The organism is Pseudomonas sp. 18173 (assembly GCF_050432945.1).
GTDB lineage: Bacteria > Pseudomonadota > Gammaproteobacteria > Pseudomonadales > Pseudomonadaceae > Aquipseudomonas.
The window spans coordinates 32,717-54,021 of the sequence record NZ_JBKFTN010000030.1 but is presented as its reverse complement, the minus strand read 5'-3'; the positions used below and the strand labels follow the sequence as shown (position 1 = coordinate 54,021).

At 61.1% G+C, this 21,305-nt stretch carries 17 protein-coding genes, 1 tRNA gene and 1 pseudogene; 6 read left to right on the top strand and 13 right to left on the bottom strand.

Translation table 11 applies throughout. The annotated features are described in order from the left end of the window. Positions 1-405: 405 nt before the first annotated feature. Positions 406-482, top strand: a tRNA-Arg gene (locus tag ACLD1X_RS25985). Positions 483-563: 81 nt separating this feature from the next. Here the strand turns inward: ACLD1X_RS25985 and ACLD1X_RS25980 are convergent. Both ACLD1X_RS25980 and ACLD1X_RS25975 read right to left on the bottom strand, forming a co-directional pair. Continuing rightward, positions 564-833: a hypothetical protein gene (locus ACLD1X_RS25980; RefSeq protein ID WP_429372648.1), complete on the bottom strand. Its 270-nt coding sequence runs from the start codon at positions 831-833 to the stop codon at positions 564-566. 55 nt (positions 834-888) lie between these two features. Beyond that, on the bottom strand, positions 889-1,449 hold the full coding sequence (locus tag ACLD1X_RS25975) for a YbhB/YbcL family Raf kinase inhibitor-like protein (RefSeq protein WP_429372646.1): 561 nt from the start codon (positions 1,447-1,449) through the stop codon (positions 889-891). A 139-nt stretch (positions 1,450-1,588) separates the two neighbouring features. On the opposite strand from ACLD1X_RS25975, the gene ACLD1X_RS25970 reads away from it, so the two are divergent. Continuing rightward, positions 1,589-3,121, top strand: a complete 1,533-nt coding sequence (locus tag ACLD1X_RS25970; RefSeq protein WP_429372644.1) for an FAD-dependent oxidoreductase — start codon at positions 1,589-1,591, stop codon at positions 3,119-3,121. 69 nt (positions 3,122-3,190) lie between these two features. Here the strand turns inward: ACLD1X_RS25970 and ACLD1X_RS25965 are convergent, their stop codons facing one another. The 7 genes from ACLD1X_RS25965 to ACLD1X_RS25935 form a co-directional block, all read right to left on the bottom strand. Beyond that, complete coding sequence (locus tag ACLD1X_RS25965) at positions 3,191-4,696, bottom strand: YdgA family protein (protein ID WP_429372642.1); 1,506 nt, start codon at positions 4,694-4,696, stop codon at positions 3,191-3,193. A 454-nt stretch (positions 4,697-5,150) separates the two neighbouring features. Further along, complete coding sequence (locus tag ACLD1X_RS25960; RefSeq protein WP_429372640.1) at positions 5,151-5,786, bottom strand: NADH:ubiquinone oxidoreductase subunit N; 636 nt, start codon at positions 5,784-5,786, stop codon at positions 5,151-5,153. Between the two features lie 93 nt (positions 5,787-5,879). Beyond that, positions 5,880-7,328, bottom strand: coding sequence for an efflux transporter outer membrane subunit (locus ACLD1X_RS25955; RefSeq protein WP_429372638.1), 1,449 nt, complete (start codon positions 7,326-7,328; stop codon positions 5,880-5,882). Further along, entirely contained in the window at positions 7,325-8,212 is an 888-nt protein-coding gene (locus ACLD1X_RS25950) for an efflux RND transporter periplasmic adaptor subunit (RefSeq protein ID WP_429372636.1), read from the bottom strand. Before ACLD1X_RS25950 ends, ACLD1X_RS25955 begins: the two co-directional genes overlap by 4 nt. Beyond that, positions 8,209-8,418 (bottom strand): DUF1656 domain-containing protein, encoded by a 210-nt coding sequence (locus ACLD1X_RS25945; protein ID WP_007987399.1) that lies wholly within the window; start codon positions 8,416-8,418, stop codon positions 8,209-8,211. Before ACLD1X_RS25945 ends, ACLD1X_RS25950 begins: the two co-directional genes overlap by 4 nt. Next, on the bottom strand, positions 8,415-10,487 hold the full coding sequence (locus tag ACLD1X_RS25940) for an FUSC family protein (protein WP_429372634.1): 2,073 nt from the start codon (positions 10,485-10,487) through the stop codon (positions 8,415-8,417). The genes ACLD1X_RS25945 and ACLD1X_RS25940 overlap by 4 nt, the downstream gene beginning before the upstream one ends. Continuing rightward, positions 10,484-10,912: a MarR family winged helix-turn-helix transcriptional regulator gene (locus tag ACLD1X_RS25935; RefSeq protein ID WP_429372632.1), complete on the bottom strand. Its 429-nt coding sequence runs from the start codon at positions 10,910-10,912 to the stop codon at positions 10,484-10,486. The genes ACLD1X_RS25940 and ACLD1X_RS25935 overlap by 4 nt, the downstream gene beginning before the upstream one ends. 199 nt (positions 10,913-11,111) lie before the next feature. Here ACLD1X_RS25935 and ACLD1X_RS25930 point away from each other — a divergent pair, with 199 nt between their 5' ends. Both ACLD1X_RS25930 and ACLD1X_RS25925 read left to right on the top strand, forming a co-directional pair. After that, entirely contained in the window at positions 11,112-11,390 is a 279-nt protein-coding gene (locus ACLD1X_RS25930) for an antitoxin of toxin-antitoxin stability system (protein WP_429372630.1), read from the top strand. Further along, on the top strand, positions 11,387-11,668 hold the full coding sequence (locus ACLD1X_RS25925; RefSeq protein ID WP_429372628.1) for a type II toxin-antitoxin system RelE/ParE family toxin: 282 nt from the start codon (positions 11,387-11,389) through the stop codon (positions 11,666-11,668). Before ACLD1X_RS25930 ends, ACLD1X_RS25925 begins: the two co-directional genes overlap by 4 nt. Positions 11,669-11,672: 4 nt before the next feature. On the opposite strand, the gene ACLD1X_RS25920 is transcribed toward ACLD1X_RS25925, so the two are convergent. Both ACLD1X_RS25920 and ACLD1X_RS25915 read right to left on the bottom strand, forming a co-directional pair. After that, a complete protein-coding gene (locus ACLD1X_RS25920; RefSeq protein ID WP_429372626.1) occupies positions 11,673-11,918 on the bottom strand; it encodes a DUF2789 domain-containing protein in 246 nt (81 codons plus the stop codon). A gap of 122 nt (positions 11,919-12,040) precedes the next feature. Then, positions 12,041-12,502, bottom strand: coding sequence for an aminoacyl-tRNA deacylase (locus tag ACLD1X_RS25915; RefSeq protein WP_429372624.1), 462 nt, complete (start codon positions 12,500-12,502; stop codon positions 12,041-12,043). A gap of 198 nt (positions 12,503-12,700) precedes the next feature. Between ACLD1X_RS25915 and ACLD1X_RS25910 the strand changes: the two genes are divergently transcribed. Together ACLD1X_RS25910 and ACLD1X_RS25905 are read left to right on the top strand one after the other, a co-directional pair. Next, positions 12,701-13,240, top strand: coding sequence for an NfeD family protein (locus ACLD1X_RS25910; RefSeq protein ID WP_429372622.1), 540 nt, complete (start codon positions 12,701-12,703; stop codon positions 13,238-13,240). Between the two features lie 2 nt (positions 13,241-13,242). Continuing rightward, positions 13,243-14,001 carry a slipin family protein gene (locus ACLD1X_RS25905; RefSeq protein ID WP_008019136.1) on the top strand — a complete coding sequence of 253 codons (759 nt, stop codon included), beginning with the start codon at positions 13,243-13,245 and terminating at the stop codon, positions 13,999-14,001. A gap of 94 nt (positions 14,002-14,095) precedes the next feature. Here ACLD1X_RS25905 and ACLD1X_RS25900 read toward each other — a convergent pair whose 3' ends face one another. Both ACLD1X_RS25900 and ACLD1X_RS25895 read right to left on the bottom strand, forming a co-directional pair. Continuing rightward, the gene (locus ACLD1X_RS25900; protein WP_429372619.1) at positions 14,096-15,610 is read right to left on the bottom strand and encodes a TolC family protein; all 1,515 of its coding nucleotides are present in this window, start codon (positions 15,608-15,610) and stop codon (positions 14,096-14,098) included. A 44-nt stretch (positions 15,611-15,654) separates the two neighbouring features. Further along, positions 15,655-21,305: pseudogene (locus tag ACLD1X_RS25895) on the bottom strand (Ig-like domain-containing protein); the annotation flags it as partial.

The window sequence follows — 21,305 nt, the reverse complement described above, 5'->3', positions numbered from 1 at the left end:
CCACGCGCCATCGATGAAGGCTTGCTGGCGGAACAACTGGGTGTCTTTAAGCTGCATGTCGGCTTTCCTTAACAGCACCGCAACGAATGCGGAGCAAATTATGATTGTAGAAAGGCGCCTCGATAGGCTGCCGTCAGGGAAATCATTCACCGGGCTGAAGCACATAAATAGCGCACGGATTGGACTCGCGCGGTTCAGCACCCAGACAAGAGCGTTTGAAATCTCAAACGAATCCTAGGATCAAAGGGGGTAAAGGACAATAGCCTGTTCGAAAAAAAGAACGAAAACGACGCTTTTGCCTATATTTTCTGATCAACGTAGCAGGCGTGCGTTACAGCTTCAAAAAACACAGGCGATTCAGCAGCATGGACGCCTTCAACGCATATGAGTATCATGGCGCCCGCTGCACCAGTAGCTCAGCTGGATAGAGTACTGCCCTCCGAAGGCAGGGGTCGTGGGTTCGAATCCCGCCTGGTGCACCATAGATATAAACGAGAAAGCCTCAGGCCCGTTGGGTCTGGGGCTTTTTTGTGGTCCACAAAAAACCGCCGAAGCGGTTTTTTTCATTCCGTCGTCCAGTCGAACTCGTCGTACTCATCATCGTCCTCGTCGTCCTCGAAAAACTCCTCTTCAAGGTCGTCGTCTTCAACAACGTCTTCTTCCGGCTGGTTCAGCAGAAAATCCTTGCGACTCTCGGTAATCGCTCGCCGCAGTTCTTCACCCTTTTGCGGGCAGTTGAGCATTTGGGCGATGCGGTCGATCTTTTTTGCCACGGCATCCTCCAACGCATCGGCTATGACCTGATAGTGCGCGCTTTCGGGGGTGGATGCCAAATCCCGGAATGCCGCGCACTTCAGTTTTCTGCAAATCCGCTGGGGCGATTTGCCTTTAGCGGTGATAGCGCCGTACCACGCTGCTGTTTCTCAGGACGTGGCCTTTGATTTTTTCCAGCAGCTGCGCACGGCTCAGGCCGGCGGGCAAGGCTTCCGGGGCCAGGTCCAGGGCGAAGATCTGGATGATGTAGTGGTGCGCGCTGTCGCCAACCGGTGGGCAAGGGCCGATGTAGCCGGTGGTGTTTTTGCTGTTGATACCGCCGAAGCCCTCGAGGCCTGGCTTGCTGCCGGCGCCGGCCGGGATCTGGTGGGTGCCGGCCTTGATGCCGTAATGCACCCACTGATCAACGCCCTGGCCCTTCTGGCCGTCAGGGTCGTGCATGACGATGGCATAGCTTTGGGTGGCTGCCGGGCCGGCGTTCCAGTTAAGTGCCGGGGAAATGTTGTGTCCGCCACAGCCGGCGGAATCACTGGCGGCGGCCGACGTGAACAGACGGTCATCGGAGACACCGGGAATGTTCAGGGTGAAGCGCTCCTGGGCCTGCGCCGGGAACTGCACGCAAAGGGCGACTGCTACGGCCGCAAGCCATGAGTTCATTGAGGTCAATCGGGTCATACCGGAGCACCTTGTGCGTGTTGGGCCGTCGTCGGCGTGCAAACTATAGCCGGACCGTTCACGCCTTGGCAGGGGGAATTGGCTGAACCTCGCGATAAGTACCAGACTCATAAGTGATACGTCTGTCTGGAGAGCGATCATGACTCTGCATCGCGTTGCGCGTGTCGCCAATGTGCCCGAAGACCGGGGGCTGGAAGTGCAGGTCCAGGACAGCAGGATTCTGCTGTTGCGGGCCGGTGAGCAACTTCGCGCTTATCAGGCCGAATGCCCTCATGCCGGAGCCCCGCTGGCGGACGGCGCGGTATGCAATGGGCGCCTGACGTGCCCGTGGCACAAGGCGCAGTTTCGCATCGAGGATGGCGGTCTTTGTGAGCCGCCAGCGCTGGACAGCCTCAAACGCTATCCCCTGGAAGTCCGTGACGGCGACATCTGGGTCGGCGACCAGCCGTTTGTGGACGCCCACACGCCACCGTCCGACGATCCAAGAACCTTCATCATTGTCGGTGCAGGCGCAGCAGGCACGGCAGCTGCAGCGGCGTTGCGCGAGAAAGGTTTCGGCGGCCGATTGCTGTTGATCGACCGCGAAGCCGAGGCCGGATACGACCGCACCGCGCTGAGCAAATACGTGATCGCCGGGGAGATGCCGCTGAGCGAAGTCCCGCCGCTGCGCGACGAAGACTTTTACCGCGAGCAGCGGATCGAGCGCCTGCGAGGCGAAGTGGCAAGACTGGATGCGCCAAACAGGACGCTGCGGCTGACTGACGGCCATTCACTGACCTACGACGCCGCGTTGCTGGCCACCGGCGGCGTACCCAATTCGCTGACGCTGCCCGGCGCCGACCTGCCGCAAGTGTTCGTTTTACGCTCCAAAGCCCATGCGCAGCAGATTCTGGACAGCGCCAGCGCCGGCCAGCAGGTCGTGATCATTGGCGACAGTTTCATTGCCATGGAGTCCGCCTCGTCCCTGCGCCAGCTTGGCTTGAATGTGACCGTGCTGGCCCGCCACGAAGTGCCGTTTGCCAGGCAGTTCGGTGACACGGTCGGCAAGGCCATTCGCGCGCGGCACGAAGCCAACGGCGTGGTGTTTCATACCCGGGGCAATGCGGCGCGGATCGAAGGGACGGACAAAGTCGAAGCGGTGCAACTGGACAACGGCCAGCGCTTGCCGGCCGATCTGGTGCTGGTCGGCATTGGCGTCACGCCGGCCACTGCTGCCTTTACCGGACTTCCAAAGGCGCCAGATCACTCGCTGAATGTCGACGGTGGAATGCGCGTGACCGACGGCCTCTGGGCGGCTGGCGATATCGCCACGTTCCCGCTGAACAACCAGCGCCTGCGCATCGAACACTGGCGATTGGCCCAACAGCAGGCGCGGATCGCCGCGGCCAATATGCTGGGCGGCGACGAGCATTACCTCGACGTGCCGTTTTTCTGGACCTGGCATTTCGGCAAAACCTACGACTACCTCGGGCACGCCGAAGCCTGGGACGAAGTCGAGTTCAAGGGTGACCCTGACGATCCGCCCTTCATCGGCCTGTTCGGAACAAATGGCGTGGTGTCGGCGGCGGTAGCCTGCGAGATGGACCGGGTCATGGCGATGCTCGCCGAGCGGATGAAACAACCGTTGCCATGGGAAGAGGCGTGGCGGTTGATCCGTGACGTTCCCTCGTGAGGCCAGACAGCAAAACGCCCGGCGCCTGCGCGATGCAGAGGCCGGGCGTTGCCGGATAAACGGCCGCCGTTACTCGGTGGCGCCAGTACCGGCGAACTTGCTCATTACAAAACCGGCAAACTCTTCGACGGTCATTTTCTGGCCGTTGAAATCCACCTGGTTGTTGGAATAATGCAAATTGGTGACGATGTTATTGCCATCCAGTTTTGCCAGTTGGCTGCCGACCGCCATGCTGCTGAACATGTCTGCGGTGGCAGCGGCCTGATCGGCAATCAGCTTGGCGTCGGTCTGGCCGTCGATTTGCGATTGCACGGTCAGCACATCGATCAGCATCGGTTTGGACACTTGCAGCTTGAAGTCCAGCAGCGCGATCAACTGCCTGACCAACTGATCGGTCGGCAGGTCGATGGCTTGTGGCTTGGTCAGGTCGAGCACCATGTTGGCGCGGCTTTCACCGTTGGCGGTGTTGAATGACAGGTTTTCCAGGGCCACCTGCGGACCGGCCGCCAGCAGTTTTTCCAGGCTGGATTTGAGCAGTGCCTCTTCGGCTTCGGTGAGTTTCAGCTCGGGTGCCGGCAGACCGGCCGCCGTTGCTTCAGCCGCAGCCCTTTCATAAGGCTGCAGTCTGCTCTGATAAACCTGCATCAACGACAGGGTGGCCGGGATGTCGAGGTTCTTCAGGCTCATGGCCAGCGCACCGGAGCCGACGGTCTTGCCGTTCAGGGACACTTCGCCGACCTTGTAATCAGCGCGCCCGGATGCACTGCTGCCCTTTTCTTCGGTCAGGTTTTTCATCTCGAACTTCTTGAAGTCCAGCACCGACTGCTTGACGCCAAAGGTCGATTTGCCGCTCGCCAGTTCCAGGACGTTCTCGCCGGTGTAGAAACCGTAGGTACTTTTTGTCAGGTTGCTGGCCAGGGTCAGGCCGTTCAATTCAACCTGCACCGGTGCCTGGTCTTCGGATACGGTGGTCAACTTGAAGCTGTCCATGTAGCCGTTGGCCTTGACCTTCTGCGCCTTGGCACTGGCGTCGACGTCAATGCTCAGGCCGGAGAACTTCATGCTCGACTTGTCATCCAGCGCCATCTCCAGTGGCTGCAACTCAAGGGTGCCCTTGGTGGCGTTGTCATAACCGATGTTGACCACGCCGGTCAGCGGGGATTTGTCCTTGGCGGCGGCAAACCACTTCTCGGTGAGCGGGGTCTTTTCCAGTTCGTAGTGACTGGTCGCCAGCACTGGCAACCATTTCAGCGACATCAGCCGCGAGAACGGCAACGGGCCGTGTTCGATGTGATCGACAAACAGCAGCTCGACCGGCGCTTCGCCGAACATTTCACCTTCGCCCTTGAGGCGATAGTGCGCGGTGCTGCTGAATACATGACGCTCCAGCGACACCAGTTCCAGCGACGCGGTGCCATTGGAACCCACCATGGCCGCTTGCAGCTCCTGGTTGGCATCGGCAATCGAGGTGTTCAACACACCTTCGAGCCTGGTGCCGGTGAACCAGGCTCCGCCTGCGCTGATGGCTCCGATTGCGACAACGATTCCCAGTAGCACGCCTGCTGATTTATTCATGTATGACCCGTTCAATGTCCGTTGTTGAAAGTGAGGTCGTCTTCCCTGAACCCATGACGGGTTGCGGCTAGACTGCGCTGAAAGTGGAATGGAGATTAGCATCAGGCACGACGAACGGCCCAATGATTAAAGGTGAAGGAGTGTCTTGGGCGGGTTAGAAAATCGGTACACATTAGACTNTCATGTATGACCCGTTCAATGTCCGTTGTTGAAAGTGAGGTCGTCTTCCCTGAACCCATGACGGGTTGCGGCTAGACTGCGCTGAAAGTGGAATGGAGATTAGCATCAGGCACGACGAACGGCCCAATGATTAAAGGTGAAGGAGTGTCTTGGGCGGGTTAGAAAATCGGTACACATTAGACTGCCATCGCGGGCAAGCCCGCTCCCACAGGGATCACGCCATACCTGTGGGAGCGGGCTTGCCCGCGATGGCGGCATAACAGCCACCACAAAATCAGGAGTATTGGACCTCAATCTCATCCAGCTGATGATCAAAGCTTTTGAGCCGCGCAGTCCAGGTGTACACCAGCACTTCGAAGTCGCGGTTGATCACCGCCCCGCCCGTCACTTCCGCGCGCGGGTCGCAGACGTCCAGTTGATAGCGTTCACGGGCCATGGCCGTGGCGACATCGGCCAGCTCCCGGGCATTGTTGAGCCAGTGCCGACCGTCGTCAGCCACTTGCCGGTCCAGCGCCAGGCATTGTTTTTTCAGGGTCTCGAGGCTTTTTTCCAGCGGTGTGCCGGTCAATTCGCCCATGACTTCCTGAAACGTGCGCCCCGGTTGCCAGTAACTGCCCCAGAAATAACGGTCGAACACCGTTTCGACACGGCGCAGCGCAACCTTGGTGTCCCAGATCAGGACCAGGGTCTTGCCTTGTTCGAGTTGTCTTTTCTTGATGCGCTGGTTCTGGACCGAGGCCCAGGCCACCACCGCGACGGACATCACGGCAATCAGCGCGACGGTACTGTCGAGGAACGCCAGAGCCTTGTCGATCTGGTGACCCAGCATGATGCCGTAGAAATAGGTGGCCGACAGCAGCACCAACGCCACGATGGCGCACCAGAAGCCGAGAGCGTAAGGGTTTTTCATTATTGGTTTCCCCCTGACCTGCGCGAGCCTTGTGCGAAGAAAAGGCGCTTTGAACGGAGCGCCCTTCCAACACTTCAAAGCATAGCAACGGCCTCAGGGTTTGCCGGAGTTCGACGCTTGCGTTCGTCCGCTTTCCCAACCGCCGCCCAGTGCGAGGAACAAATCGATCTGGCTGGCGGCAACCTGGGTGTTCGCGGCAGCCAGTTGCGCGGTGACATCGATGTAGGTGCGCGTGGCTTGCAGGTCGGCCAGGAACGAGGCGCGGCCGGCCTGAAAGAAGCGGTGGGTCTGGTCGGCCGCCAGTTTTGCCGATTGCTCGGCGTCGGCCAGGGCATCGCGGCGTTGCAGTAACGCGGTGTACTGGGCGAGGCCGGTCTGGGTTTCGCGAATGGCGTTGAGCACCACCCCGTCGAAATGCGCCAGCGTCGCCTGGGTCACCGCTTCGGCTTCGCGGATGCGCGCCCGGGCGCCGTTGGTCGGCACCTTCCAGGTCAGCGACGGACCGAAGCCCCAGCGGTTGGTAGACGGGTCGCCGAGATCGTCCAGGATACCGACGGTACCGATGGTCGCGCCGATACTGATGTTCGGGTACAGCTCGCCCGTGGCAACGCCAATACCGGCTGTCGCGGCCGCCAGTCGACGTTCGGCCTGTCGTACATCCGGGCGGCGCTTGAGCAACGCGGCGCCATCGCCTACCGGTATCAGTTGGGCGATTTTTGGCAGCTCGTCGCAGGTGGCGGTGCCGGCCGGCAGTTGGTCAACGGGCTTGGCCAGCAACATCGACAGGCGGTACAGCCCGGCCTGGCGCGACGCTTCATAGCGCGGCATGTCGGCGCGCAGGGATTTGAATTGGGTCTGCGAGCGGGTGACCTGGGTTTCGTCGCCACGCCCGGCATCGCGCAGGCGCTGGATCAGCGTGGTGCTCTGGGCTTGCAGGTCGAGGGAGTGCTGGGCAATTTCCCGCTCTTCATTGGCCGCGCACACTTGGGTGTAGGCCCGGACCACGTCGGCCACGACCGTGATGCGTGCTGTATCGGCGGCGGCCTGCGTCGCATCGGCATTGGCCTTGGCCGCTTCGATACCGCGCTGCAAGGTTCCGAACAGGTCGAACTGGTACGACGCGCTGATGCCGATATCGCCGATGTTGGCCACCGGCACTTTTTCCGGCAGCAGGAACGCCTGGCCAGACTCCTGCAAGCGCTGGGCGCCCATCTGCACGCCGCCGCTCCAGCCGCCCGCCGCTTCGGCCTCGTCAACTTGAGCGCGAGACCGCGACAGGCTGGCAGCCGCCACGCGCAAATCGGTGTTGGAGGCCATGGCCTGCTGAACCAACTGGTCGAGTCGCGGATCCTGGTACAAACGCCACCAATCGGCCGGCACCGGTGCGGAAACCACCGGTTTGCCATCGACCGCCAGATCGCCCTGGAAGTCTGGACGGTGGACAGCCGCCTCTTCGGGCAAATGATAATCCGGCCCGACCATCTGGCACGCCGACAGCAGCAAACCTAACCCGGCGACCGTCAAACCCGAGGCCTTGCTCATTGCGCCGGCTCCCGTTGCTGATCGTCGATGATCGATACCGTGGCGGTGCGCCCGGCGATCATGCGGAAGTCTTCCGGCACGTCATCGAAGGCGATGCGCACCGGAATCCGCTGGGCCAGCCGCACCCAGCTGAATGCCGGGTTGACGTTGGGCAGCAGGTTGTTGCCGCTGGTTCGATCACGGTCTTCGATACCGGCGACGATGCTCTCCACATGCCCGCGCAGGCGAGCATTGTCGCCGATCACCCGGATGTCGACGCTCTGCCCGATATGGATGCCGTTCAGTTTGGTTTCTTCGAAATAGCCGTCGATGTGGAACGAATTGCTGTCGACCACCGACAACACCGGCCGGCCGGCGCTGACGAACTCCTGGGTCCGTGGCGCACGGTCGTTGACGTAGCCGTCCACCGGGCTGCGGATCACCGAGCGGTCGAGGTTGAGTTGTGCGCTGTCCACCGCCACCTGGGCTTCCATCAGCGCCACTTGGGCGCGGGCCACTTTCGATTGGCTTTCTTCCAGTTGTTCACCCGGCACCAGGTTACCAAGGCCTTTGTTACGCTTGGCCTCACGCTGGGCCTGGGCCAGGGTTTCCTCGCGGTCGGCGACAGCCGCTTTCGCTTGGCGCAGGGCCAGCTTGAAGCGGTCCGGATCGATGCTGAACAGCACCTGGCCGCGCTTGACCAACTGGTTGTCGCGCACCTCCACTTGCTGGATCAGCCCGGAAACGTCCGGGGCGATTTGCACGATGTCGGCACGGATGTGCCCGTCGCGGGTCCAGGGCGCGAACATGTAATACATCACCATGCGCCAGACCACGACAACGGCGAAGCTCACGATCAGCAGGGTCAGCACCACGCGACCAAGGGTTAGAAACGGTTTTTTCATGTCATCAGGTATCGACTGAGTGAGTCCACGGCGCCAAGCAGCAGGGCGTAGAGGGCCACGTTGAACAATGCCCGGTGCCAGACCAGACGGTAAAAGTGCAGGCGCGTCAGCACCCCGTGCACCAACAGGTACAACACATACGTAATGCCCATCAGCACCAGCAGCGTGGGCAGGAACACCCCGCTCAGATCCAGGTCACCGATCATAGGGGCGCTCCATCAATGCCATGGGGAAGCGGTTCTTCGGGCTCGACGGAACCGACGAATTCAACGCCGGGCAACAAGGCCAGGCGCAGGCCGCTCAGGGCGTGCAGCAAATGCCGGCGGGTTTCATCGTCGCCGGCACCGCTGAGAGCGCGGCGCGTGCGGTCGAGGGTCATCAACAACGGGCTCGGCGCCGGCAAGCGTTCACCGGCCTTGAGACAGGCCTTGAAGTACTCGCCCACCTCGGCCACCACCTGGCGCAGCAGCACCTGCGGCACACCGAGGATCCGCGGCGTATAGGCGAGCAGGTCCAACAGATTCAGCGCTACGCGCACTTCGCGCAGCGCCACGCCGGAGTCCTGGCCGGTCATGGCCAGGCGCGGCAGATGCTGCATCAGCCGATCGAGCATCTGTATGCCCAGAAGTCGATGCTCAGACAATGTGGCCGGTTCGGAGAGACCGACAATGTCGCGCCAACTGAAGCGAGTCAGGCGCTTGGCTGCCAGTTCGGCGCCGAACGGCCGGGCGATCAGGGTCCAGATGAACGCGAACAGCAACCCCATGGGACCGGCCAGGTTGGAGTTGGCGAAACTGAGGAAGTCCGCGTCGTAGGCACCCTGAATGCTGATGAAGGACGAGGTGTTGACCAGGGTCAGCAGCATGCCCAGGTAAAACTGCGGTTTGACCGTCAGGGTACCGACGCAAATGAACGGCACGGCAAACGCCAGCACCAGCATCGGAAAGTCGTGCAGGTTGGGCAGCACCAGAAACAGATAGAGGCTGGCGAACACCACTGACATCGCCGTCCAGAAAAAGAACCGGTAAATCTGCGGCGCCGGGTCGTCCATCGAGGCGAAGAAGCTACAGGCCACCGCCGCCAGGATCACTGCACTGCCGCCATCGGTCCAGCCGAGCAGTATCCACAGTACCGAGGCCACGATAATCGCGGTCACGGTGGAGGCCGCGGAGTAGAACATCAGGCCACGGTCCAGAAACGGCGTCAGCCGGCCCAGCCGCCAATGCCGATACACCGCACGCCAGTTGTCCTGGCTTTCGCACTGGATGGCGTATTGCAGGCTGCGGCAGTCCTGCCACAAATCGATCCACTCGCCGAGACGGTAAATCGCGTTGGAGAACAGCAGTTGCTTGCGGTCATCCAGTGCCTGGGGAGCTGGCTGCAGGGCCTCAAGTTGATCCTTCAGGGCTTGCCAGCGGTCCAGATCGGCATCCTTGTGCCCGAGCCATTCGGTGGTGGCCGCCAGCAACGGCGCGAACCTGTCCACAAGCTCGGGGGTGCGCCGTTCCAATGCGTAAAGCGCGTCGTCGAGGGCATCGATCACAGGCAGCAGGTGAATCATCCGCCCACGCAACTCCTTGGTGTTGCGCACCGTCTGCGGACGCGAGCCTTCGTGGGGCAACTGGCCGATCATCAACTCCAGGGAGTTGAAGGTGGCGACCATCGATGCCCGCAGCGCGCTGACTTCTTCAGGCTGCACGTTGCGACTGAGGAAGCGCAGGCTGTAGGTCGATGCATCGGTAAACCATTTGCTGACCGAATCATTGAACACCGGCGCCAGACGCCGGGGCCAGAACATGGCAGCCACCACTGCCGCCACGGCGATGCCCAGGAAGATTTCTTCGGTCCGTGCTTCGGCCACGTCCCACACGCCCAGCGGGTTGTTCACCACTGGCAGGGCGATCAACGGCAAGGTGTAACCGGCGAGCATCAAGGCGTAGTTGTTGGCCGTGCGCAAATGCAGGGACAGAAACAGCAGCGTGCCGGTCCACAGTGCAATCACCACCACCAGCACGTAAGGACTCTGTACGAACATCGGCACGAACAGAACCGCCGCCGCCGCACCGACAAAGGTGCCGATTGCCCGGTACAGCGCCTTGGAGGTGGTCGGCCCGAGAAATGGATTGGACACGATGTACACCGTGGCCATCGCCCAGTACGGACGGGGCATCTGCATGAGCAAGGCGATGTACAGCGCGATCATCGATGCGGCGAAGGTACGGACTCCGTAGAACCAGTCCCGCGCCGGGGGCATGCCAGAGAAAAATCCGTTCAAGGGTTGGCCACCGATGGCGGCGTGGCCGCTTCAAATGCTCTCAGTACCCGCAGCGTAGCTTCCAGATCACCCTGGTCAATGCCTTCAAGTACCTCGTTGCGCAAGCGCACCAGTTCGACTTCGACCGCCTGTACCAGGTCCCGACCGGTTTCGGTCAGGCTCAGGCATTTGGCGCGGCGGTCCTGAGCATCTTCGGTGCGACAAACGTAACCGGAATGGCACAGTTGATCGAGCAGGCGCACCAGTGACGGGCTCTCCATTCCCGCGGCCTGCGCCACCGTCACCTGGCGCACGCCCTCGCCCAGGCGCCCGATCATCAACAGCGGAACGGCGCAGGCTTCGGAGATTCCATAGTTGACCAGCGTGGTCTGGCAGATTTTGCGCCAATGCCTGGCGGCCACCACCATGGCACTGCTGATGTTCATCTGGAGGACGTCGAGGTTATTCGGCACGAGGGAAAACACACACTGTTAGTTTGCTAACTATCAATATCGCATTGGAGGGGATTTTTCGTCAAGTTTTGAAACAAATTGGCTTCCACCCGTCGCGAAGACATAGGGGGTGAACAAGCCAACGTACTGAAGATGTATATACTTTGTCAGCACGACAACCGAGAAGGCAGCCATGTCGAAACAAGCCGTTTTTACAATGAAACTTGAGTCTGAACTGCGTGAACAGTTCATGGCAGAGGCCGAAGCCGCTCATCGCCCAGCCTCGCAAATCGTCCGGGAAATGATGCGTCAGTTTGTTCAAACCCAACGGGAGGCTCGCGAGTACGAAGTATTCCTGCAGCGCAAGGTCGACACCGCACGCGCTTCGATGCGCGCCGGCGACGGGCTGACAAATGATGAAATCGAGGCAGAGTTCGCTGCAAGACGCAGGCGGGCTGAACTACAGGAATGAACATAATATGGACGAAAGAAGCAGCACAGGACCGTGCAGACATTTGGGATTACTTGCATGCCGTTAACCCAAAAGCAGCCATCGACATGGACAACCGGTTCAGCGATGCGATATCCCGGCTTGCCCAATACCCGCAAAGCGGCCCTGCCGGGATCATTACAGGCACTCGCGAGCTGATTCCACATCAGAGTTACCGCATTGTTTATGAACAGGGACTGGACGCCATCTGGATACTCGCCCTGGTCCATACATCCCGACAGTGGCCGCCCGGACGATGACGATTCACACCCCCCGTCCCTTCCTCAACATCACATCCAGTTGATCCACCACTTCAGCCCAGTCGGCATCATCAAGAATCTCGTCACGCAGGAGACACGCCTGGCTCGGACTCCAGAAAAATGCATCCGCAAGGTGCAGTTCCGGTTTGAGCGGTGAATGGGTGGCGATGAATTTATCGATGCTTTCGGCGTCATCCGGCAGGCCGAGTTGCTTGAACAGCGAAGGAAGGTTGTGGGTCGGGTTTTCCATGTCGAACTCCTGGGGACCAATTGAAGGACCGCTGCGCGGTCATCGCGAGCAGGCTCGCTCCCACAGGGATCTGTGTGGGAATGGGCTTGCCCGCGATGACGTCAGCATTGACGAAACAAAACTCAATGACTCAATTCCCGCACCTCGGCATGCGGCACCATTTTCAGGAACTCGGGCACGTCCATGCGCACCAGGTTGACGTGATTGCCAGCCTCCAGATAGATGTCTTTCTGCCGGGTCAGCAACGGATCGATGACCACCTCCAACCCATAGGACTCACCCAGCGCCGGTACGGCACCGCGTTCGCAATCGTCGAACAGGTGCGCCAGGTTGCTTTCGCGGGAAACCTGCCATTCACCGCTGCTGCGGACTTTGCTCAGGTCGAGGTGACGGCTGGCTGGCAGCACGGCCATCAGGTAATGCCCATGGTGATCGTCGAGGATCACCGATTTTGCCACCCGTTCGGCAGGAATACCGGCAACCCGCGCCGTTTCGAGGCTGCTGGCCGAGTGTGGGTGGCTGACGATGTCATATTCGCATTGAGCCTTGTCCAGGCTTCTCTGCACGGTTCTTGCCATACGCATGATGCACCTCGGTGTCCGCACCAACCGCCAGCGGACGCTGGTTAACACTTCTTTCGGTACTCAAAGTCTAGGCCCGATGGCGCGTTCCGGCGGGAAATCCGCCCATCGGGCGTCGTCGACACTTGAGCAAAATTCATACAGTCGGCGGGTCAACTAAACTGACTACAGAGCCACCCCAAGACTCTCCCGGAGGGTCACGTGAACACGCGTTGTTGTGCCGTTGCGTTGCTGTTGGCGTTGGCGTTGTGCGGATCAGCCTGCGCCGCCGACACGGTTGTGCTGCTGGTGCCCAACCCCATCGGGATCTGGCTGATCACCTTTGGCCTGGCATTCCTGATCGCCGAAGCGGCCCTGCCCAATTACGGCGTGATCGGCCTGGGCGGCATCGTGATGTTCGTGATCGGCGCAGTGATCCTGACCAATACCGATGTGCCCGAGCCGCTGATGATCGGCCTGGGACTGGTCAGCGCGTTGTTGCTGGTCTACCTGGTGATTCATGCCCTGAAGACCCGACCACGCCACACTGTCAGTGGCGATGCCGGGCTGCTCGGCAGCGAGACAGCAGTGACGTCGTTACAGGCCGACAACGCCTATGGCGGCTGGGTGCATCTGCAAGGAGAACGATGGCAAGTGCTCAGCGCGACGCCGCTGCAACCCGGACAACGGGTGCGGGTAGTGGGGCGCAAGGGTTTGCTGCTGCAAGTGGCCGCGGCTGACGCGGCGCCGGGCGGAGAATAGTCATGGGTTTGCAATTGGGTCTTGTCGCGCTGCTACTGTTGATCATCGCACTGGCGGGGGGGACGTTCCGCATCCTGCGCGAGTACGAGCGCGGCGTGGTGTTCCAGCTCGGGCGCTTCTGGCAGGTCAAGGGCCCTGGCCTGATCCTGCTGATCCCGGTGGTCCAGCAAATGGTCAGGGTCGATTTGCGCACCGTGGTGCTGGACGTTCCGCCGCAAGACGTGATCACCCGCGACAACGTGTCGGTCAAGGTCAACGCTGTGCTGTATTTCCGTGTGCTCGATCCGCAGAAGGCAATCATCCAGGTCGAGGACTTCCTCGCGGCCACCAGCCAACTGGCGCAAACCACGTTGCGGGCAGTATTGGGTAAACACGAACTGGACGAATTGCTGGCCGAACGCGAGCGGTTGAACCTGGACATCCAGCAAGTGCTCGACGCCCAGACCGACGCCTGGGGCATCAAGGTTGCCAACGTCGAGATCAAACACGTGGACCTCAACGAGTCGATGGTCCGCGCCATCGCCAAGCAGGCCGAAGCCGAACGGGAACGCCGAGCCAAGGTGATCCACGCCGAAGGTGAATTGCAGGCCTCGGAAAAACTCATGCAGGCCGCCGAAATGCTTGGCCGCCAACCGGGGGCCATGCAGTTGCGCTACATGCAGACCCTGAGTTCGATTGCCGGCGACAAGAGCTCGACCATTGTCTTTCCGCTGCCGATCGAGTTGCTCAAGGGCATGGCGGACTTGTCGTCGAAACCCTGAACGCTGACACGTTCAGGGCTTGGGCAACGGGATCGCCGCACCGCGATGAGCCTCTCGCCGGATTCAGCGGATGCTGGCGCTCGGCGCCTTCACGTCAGCGCACGGGTGCCTGCGTCACCGGCACCGTTATATCACCTGCCGCCCAGGCCGCTTCGCGGTTGGCCAGGGCCGTGGCGATGGACTGGACTTGCGTCGATTGCACCTGATCCGGCAGCGGGTCGAGGCCGGCACTGGCGAAAATTTGCCCATAAGCGTTGCGCAGGTCGGCGTAGGACAGGTCTCGACGAAGATCGGCCTGCAAGGTATTCAACTCACCCTGGATCAGATCCAGTTCACCAATACCTTCAGCCTGGTGACGGTTGCGCAACTGACCGACGATTTGCCCGTCGATGTCCGACAGCTGCTGATTGGTCTTGAACTGACGCAAGGCCTCGCGGTAGTTGGCATTGGCCACATACAGCTGCGCCAGTACCGCAATCGACATCGCCTGACGGCGCGCGGTGGCGACTTCTTCACCGGCCTTGGCCACGTCGATCGCCGCAGGCGCCGAGATCACGTTGAACAGGTTCCAGGTGACTTTGACGCCGTAGTCGGCCCAGCCTTGCTCCACCAGGAACGAGTTGCTGTCGTAATGTCCGCCAGCGGAGAACTCCAGGCCCGGCAACAGGCGCAACATGGCTTTGCGGGTCTCGGCGGCGCTGATGCGGGTCTGATAATCCTGCTCGCGCAGTTCCGGGCGACTGGTCAGGGCTTCCTGTTCGAGGCTGGCCAGATCGACCTTGAGCTCGGGAATCTCATAACCGTTATCGGTCGCCAGGGTCAGCTCCGTGCCCATCGGCAGGTTGATCAGGGTCGCCAGCTCGGTCTTCGCCAGCGACAACGCGCGACGCTGCTCTTCCAGCTGGCGTGTCGCTTCGATCAGCGAGCGTTGATAGCCGAGGGCCTGCACCGGATCGCCAATGCGTTTCTGGCTCATGCTTTGGCTGTTGTTGCGGGCGGTTTCGACCCGCGCCATGAGGCTGTCGATCTGCGTGAGCAGACGCTCGGCAGCCATCGCCCGCCAGTACGCCGAGCGCACGTCCTGGACGATGGTGTTGATCACCTTGCGCCGACGCTCCTGAACGATCAGGCGCTGGTCGCCTTGCTGCTTGGCGCTGATGTAACTGACACCGAAATCGAGCACGTTCCAGACCATGGTCAGGTCCGCTACATCACGGTCACGGTCCTGAGAAGTCGAAGGTTCCAGGGACTGCGTGCCGGTGCGCACACTCTGGCTGCTGGAGGCGTTGACGTTATTGCGGCCCACGTATCCGGCGTCCAGCGCCATGCGCGGCAGCATGTCGAAACTGGCGAGGTCGAGCTGACGCTTGGCCAGGGCCTCTTCCATGATTTTCAAGCGGCCTTCGAGGTTGTACTTCACCGCACGGGCCATGGCCTGGTGCAGGGTCAATGGGCCGCCAAGGGGCTCCTGCCCCTTGTACATGCTTTGCAGGTCACTTTTGGCCCGCTGCTCACTGACACTGCGTTCGATCGGCTCACTGGTGACAGCGCATCCGCTGATTGCCAGTGCCAGCAGGCTGGCGCCGAACAACTTCTGACTTCTTTTCATCCTTGCATCGCCCCTGGGTGCCGCATCAAAAGTGAAGGTTTTCATCAGGCCTGCATTTCGCTGATGCCGGCCAGTTTCAAAGCGGCAGCCAGGTTGTCGACCTGCTGCTGCTCGTTGTCCTTGAGCTGTTGCAATTGCTGGCCCAGGGTCGGTGCGCCAAACACCCCACGCAAGCCCTGGGACACATCGCCGGACCTGATCGACTGACTGCCAAAGGCGTTCAACGATTCACGCTCGGTACTGCTGTCCTGATTGAACAGGCTCGACAGCGTGCTGGTGCCGAACACACCGCCGTCGCCGCCGCCGAAACCGAGGAAACCATGCCCCGAGCCCTCGCCACCGCCGTCATCGCCGCTGAAAACCTGGGCGATGAAACTCGGGGTCAATGCGCCGTGATTCATGAAAATATCGCCCAGCGGCCGGATGCCATTGCCGATCACCCGCTGTTCGAACAACGGCTGGAAGGTCAACGGTGAACCGAGGTTGCCCGACGGAGGCGTGAAAATAACGGGTTGCAGCGGCACGTTGGGCACATCGGGCAGCGTCACCGGGGGGTTGCTGCGCAAATCCGGGTCTGCCGACACGAAAACGGCCGACGAGGTCGGCACTGTGTTGATGACAAAGTTGTCGGATTGGCTCACGCCGCTGCCGTTGTTGCCGGCCATGTCGCTGACACCGGCATAGTTGATGCTGATCACGTTGCTGGCGATATTGACGTTGGCGGTCGGCGTCAGGGTCGCGGTCCAGGTCTTGCCGCCATCGCTGCTGCTCAGGTCGGACAAGGTGCCGTTGGCAATACTGATGTCGGACAAATCAAAACCGCTGACCGCTTCGTTGAATGTAATGGTTACCTGCGTAGTCTGGCCCACCCCCAGGTTCGGATTGGCAACCACGATGGTGGCGGTCGGCAGTTCGCTGTCGAGCGTGTAATTGTTCGACACCGCCACCGTGTTGCCCGCGTTGTTCATCAGGTCAGTGACGTTGCGGGTGTCCAGGGCGATGAAGTTGCTTGGGTCGGTGACATTGGCCGTCGGCGTGAACGTCGCGGTCCAGGTCTTGCCACCATCGCTGCTGCCGAGATTGCTCAGCTCGCCGTTGGTCACGCTCAGGTCGGACAGGTCGAAGTGGCCGACGGCCTCACTGAAGGTGAAGGTCACCGTCGTGGTCTGGCCGATACCGAGGATCGGGTTGGCAACCACGATGTTCACCGTCGGCCGGGTCGCATCGAGCGCGTAGTTGTTGGAGATGGCGATGCTAGCCCCGAGGTTGCCGGCGGTGTCCTGCACACCAGCGGTGTCGAACACGATCAGGTTGGTTGTGTCGTCGACATTGGCCGTCGGTGTCAGGGTCGCGGTCCAGGTCACGCCATCGTCGCGACTGCTCAGGTTCGACAGCACGCCATTGGCAACACTGATGTCCGACAAGTCGAAGCCGCTCACCGCTTCGCTGAAGGTGATGGTCACGAGAGTGGTTTGGCCGATACCGAGTTGCGAGTCGGCAACCACGATGGTCGCCGTCGGCAGCACCGTATCAATGGTGAAGTTACCCGAGTTGCTGATGCCGGTTCCGGCATTGCCCGCCAGGTCGAACACCCCCGTGTTGCTCAGGCTGATCAGGTTGGTGGTGTCCTTCACGCTGGCGGTTGGGGTGAAGGTCGCGGTCCAGGTCACGCCGCCGTCGCTGCTGCTCACGGCGCTTAATGTGCCGTTGGGGATGGTCAGGTCCGCGTTGGTGAATCCGCTCACGGCCTCGGAGAACGTGATGGTCACAAACGAAGTTTCACCGGACACCAGCGTACTGTCGGCGACCACGATGGTGGCGGTCGGCCGTTGGGTGTCGACGGCGTAGGTATTGGAATTGACCGTGCCGCTGCCTGTGTTGCCGGCCACATCCTGCACACCCGCCGTGTTCAGCGCGATGCTGTTGCTGGTGTTGGTGATGTCGACTGCCGGGGTGAAGGTGGCGGTCCAGGTGATCCCGCCGTCGCTGGAACTGACATTGCTCAGGGTGCCGTTGGCGACAGTCAGGTCACTGTTGTCAAAACCGCTCACCGCTTCACTGAAGGTAATGGTCACCAATGAGGTTTCGCCGGTACTCAGCGCCGTGTCGGCGACCACAATGGTCGCGGTCGGCAGCGCGGTGTCGATGGCAAAATCATTCGAATCGGTGGTGCCAGCCCCCGTATTGCCCGACGCATTGGCCACGCCGCTATTGTCGAGGGTAATCAGGTTGCTGGCGTCGGTAACATTAGAAGTTGGCGTAAAGGTCGCCGTCCAGGTGATGCCTCCGTCGCTGCTGCTGACGCTGCTCAATGTGCCATTGGCGATGGTCAGGTCGGCATTGCTGAAACCGCTGACCGCCTCACTGAAAGTGATGGTCACCACGGTCGTTTCACCGGCCTTGAGTGCGGTGTCGGCGATCACGATGCTGGCGGTCGGCACGCTGGTTTGCACCAGGTAATTCGCCGAGTTGGTCACCCCGCTTCCGGCGTTGCCTGCCGCGTCGGTGACACCGCTGTTACTCAGGGTGATGAGGTTGCTGGCGTCGGTAATCCCGACAGTCGGGGTGAAGGTTGCGGTCCAGGTGATACCGCCGTCGCTGCTGCTCACCGCACTCAAGGTACCGTTGGCGACGCTCAGGTCACTGTTGTCGAACCCCGTCACCGCTTCGCTGAAGGTGATGGTTACCAGAGTCGCTTCGCCGGGATGCAGGTCGGTGTCGGCCATTACAATGGTGGCGGTCGGGCGTTGGTTGTCGATCGCGTAATTGTTCGAATCGGTGGTGCCGCTGCCAGCGTTGCCCGCCAGGTCGCTGACCCCGGTGTTGTCCAAAGTGATGAGGTTGGTCATATCGGTGATGCTGGCGGTCGGGGTGAAGGTCCCCGTCCATGTGATGCCGCCGTCGCTGCTGCTCACCGCACTCAAGGTGCCATTGCCGATGGTCAGGTCGGCGTTGCTGAAACCGCTCACTGCCTCACTGAAGGTGATGGTCACCAGCGAAGTTTCGCCGATGCTCAAGGCGTTGTCGGAGACCACGATGGTGGCGGTCGGGCGCTGGGTATCGATGGCGTAGTTGTTGGAANNNGATGGCGTAGTTGTTGGAATCGGTGGTGCCGCTGCCGGCATTGCCCGAGCCATTTTGCACACCGCTGTTATCCAGGGTGATGATGTTTGTGGCGTCGCTGATGGCGCTGGTCGGGGTGAAGGTCGCGGTCCAGGTGATGCCACCGTCGCTGCTGCTGACCGCCGTCAACGTGCCGTTGGCGATGGTCAGGTCCGCATTGCTGAAACCACTGACCGCCTCGCTGAAAGTGATGGTCACCAACGAGGTCTCGCCGATTTTCAACGCATTGTCGGCCACCACGATAGTCACCGTCGGCAGCACGGTATCGATGGTGTAGTTGGCCGAGCTGGTCGTACCGCTCCCGGAGTTGCCCGCCAGATCGCTGACCCCGGCGTTGTTCAGGGTGATCCGGTTGGTCGTGTCATTCACGCCGACAGTCGGAGTGAAGGTCGCCGTCCAGGTGATACCGCCGTCGCTGCTGCTTACCGCCTTCAACGTGCCGTTGTCGATGGTCAGGTCGGCGTTGCTGAAACCGGTGACTGCCTCGCTGAACGTGATGGTCACCAGCGAGGTCTCGCCGATTTTCAGCGCGTTGTCGGCAATGATGATGGTGGCCGTCGGCAGCACGGTGTCGATGGTGTAGTTGGCCGAGTTGGTGGTGCCGCTGCCGGAGTTGCCCGCCAGATCGCTGACCCCGGCGTTGTTCAGGGTGATCAGGTTGGTCGTGTCATTCACGCCGACGGTCGGAGTGAAGGTCGCCGTCCAGGTGATACCGCCGTCGCTGCTGCTGACCGCTGTCAACGTGCCGTTGGCGATGGTCAGGTCGGCGTTGCTGAAACCGGTGACTGCCTCGCTGAACGTGATGGTCACCAGCGAGGTCTCGCCGATTTTCCGCGCGTTGTCGGCAATGATGATGGTGGCCGTCGGCAGCACGGTGTCGATGGTGTAGTTGGCCGAGTGGGTGGTGCCGCTGCCGGAGTTGCCCGCCAGATCGCTGACCCCGGCGTTGTTCAGGGTGATCAGGTTGGTCGTGTCATTCACGCCGACGGTCGGAGTGAAGGTCGCCGTCCAGGTGATACCGCCGTCGCTGCTGCTGACCGCTGTCAACGTGCCGTTGGCGATAGCCAGGTCGGCATTGGTGAAGCCGCTCACCGCTTCGCTGAAGGTAATGGTCACCAGTGTGGTTTCACCGGCACTGAGGCTGCTGTCGGCGAGCACGATGGTCGCGGTCGGACGCTGGGTGTCGATCGCGTAATTGTTCGAGTCAGTGGTGCCGGTGCCGGCGTTGCCGGCCAGATCGGCGATGCCGGTGTTGTCCAGGGTGATCAGGTTAGTGGCGTCGGTAATGCTGGCGGTCGGCGTGAAGGTCGCCGTCCAGGTGATACCGCCGTCGCTGCTGCTGACCGCTGTCAACGTGCCGTTGGCGATAGCCAGGTCGGCATTGGTGAAGCCGCTCACCGCTTCGCTGAAGGTAATAGTCACCAGTGTGGTTTCACCGGCACTGAGGCTACTGTCGGCCAGCACGATGGTCGCGGTCGGACGCTGGGTGTCGATCGCGTAATTGTTCGAGTCAGTGGTGCCGGTGCCGGCGTTGCCGGCCAGATCGGCGACTCCGGTGTTGTCCAGGGTGATCAGGTTGGTGGTGTCGGTAATGCTGGCGCTCGGCGTGAAGGTCGCGGTCCAGGTAATGCCGCCATCGCTACTGCTGATCGCGCTCAACGTGCCGTTGGCGATGGTCAGGTCGGCGTTGGTGAGTCCGCTGACCGCTTCGCTGAAGGTGATGGTCACCAGCGAGGTTTCGCCGATTCGCAGATTGGTGTCTGCCACCACAACAGTCGCGGTCGGACGGGGGGTGTCGATGGCGTACTTGTTGGAATCGGTGGTACAGGTGCCAGCACTACAGACCAGATCGACAATACCGGTGTTGTCTAGCGTGATCAGGTTAGTGGTGTCGGTAATGCTGGCGCTCGGCGTGAAGGTCGCGGTCCAGGTAATGCCGCCATCGCTGCTGCTGATCGCGCTCAACGTGCCGTTGGCGATAGTCAGGTCGGCATTGGTGAGTCCGCTGATCGAGTCGCTGAAGGTGATGGTCACCAGCGAGGTTTCGCCGATTCGCAGATTGGTGTCTGCCACCACAACCGTCGCGGTCGGACGCTGGGTGTCGATGGCGTAATTGTTGGAATCGGTGGTGCCGGTGCCAGCATTGCCGGCCAGGTCGGCAATACCGGTGTTGTCCAGCGTGATCAGGTTAGTGGCGTCGGTAATGCTGGCGGTCGGCGTGAAGGTCGCCGTCCAGGTGATACCGCCGTCGCTGCTGCTAACCGCCGTCAGCGTACCGTTTGCGATGGTCAAGTCAGCGTTGGTGAAGCCAACGACCGCTTCGCTGAAGGTGATGGTCACCAGCGAGGTTTCGCCGATCTTCAAGGCATTGTCGGCCAACACGATGGTCGCGGTCGGGCGGAGCGTATCAATCGCATAGTTGTTCGAATTGGTGGTGCCGCTACCGGCGTTGCCGGACAGGTCAGCGATACCGGTGTTGTTCAACGTGATCAGGTTGGTGGTGTCGTTGACGCTGCTGTTGGGCGTGAACGTGGCGGTCCAGGTGATGCCGCCATCGCTGCTGCTCACCGCG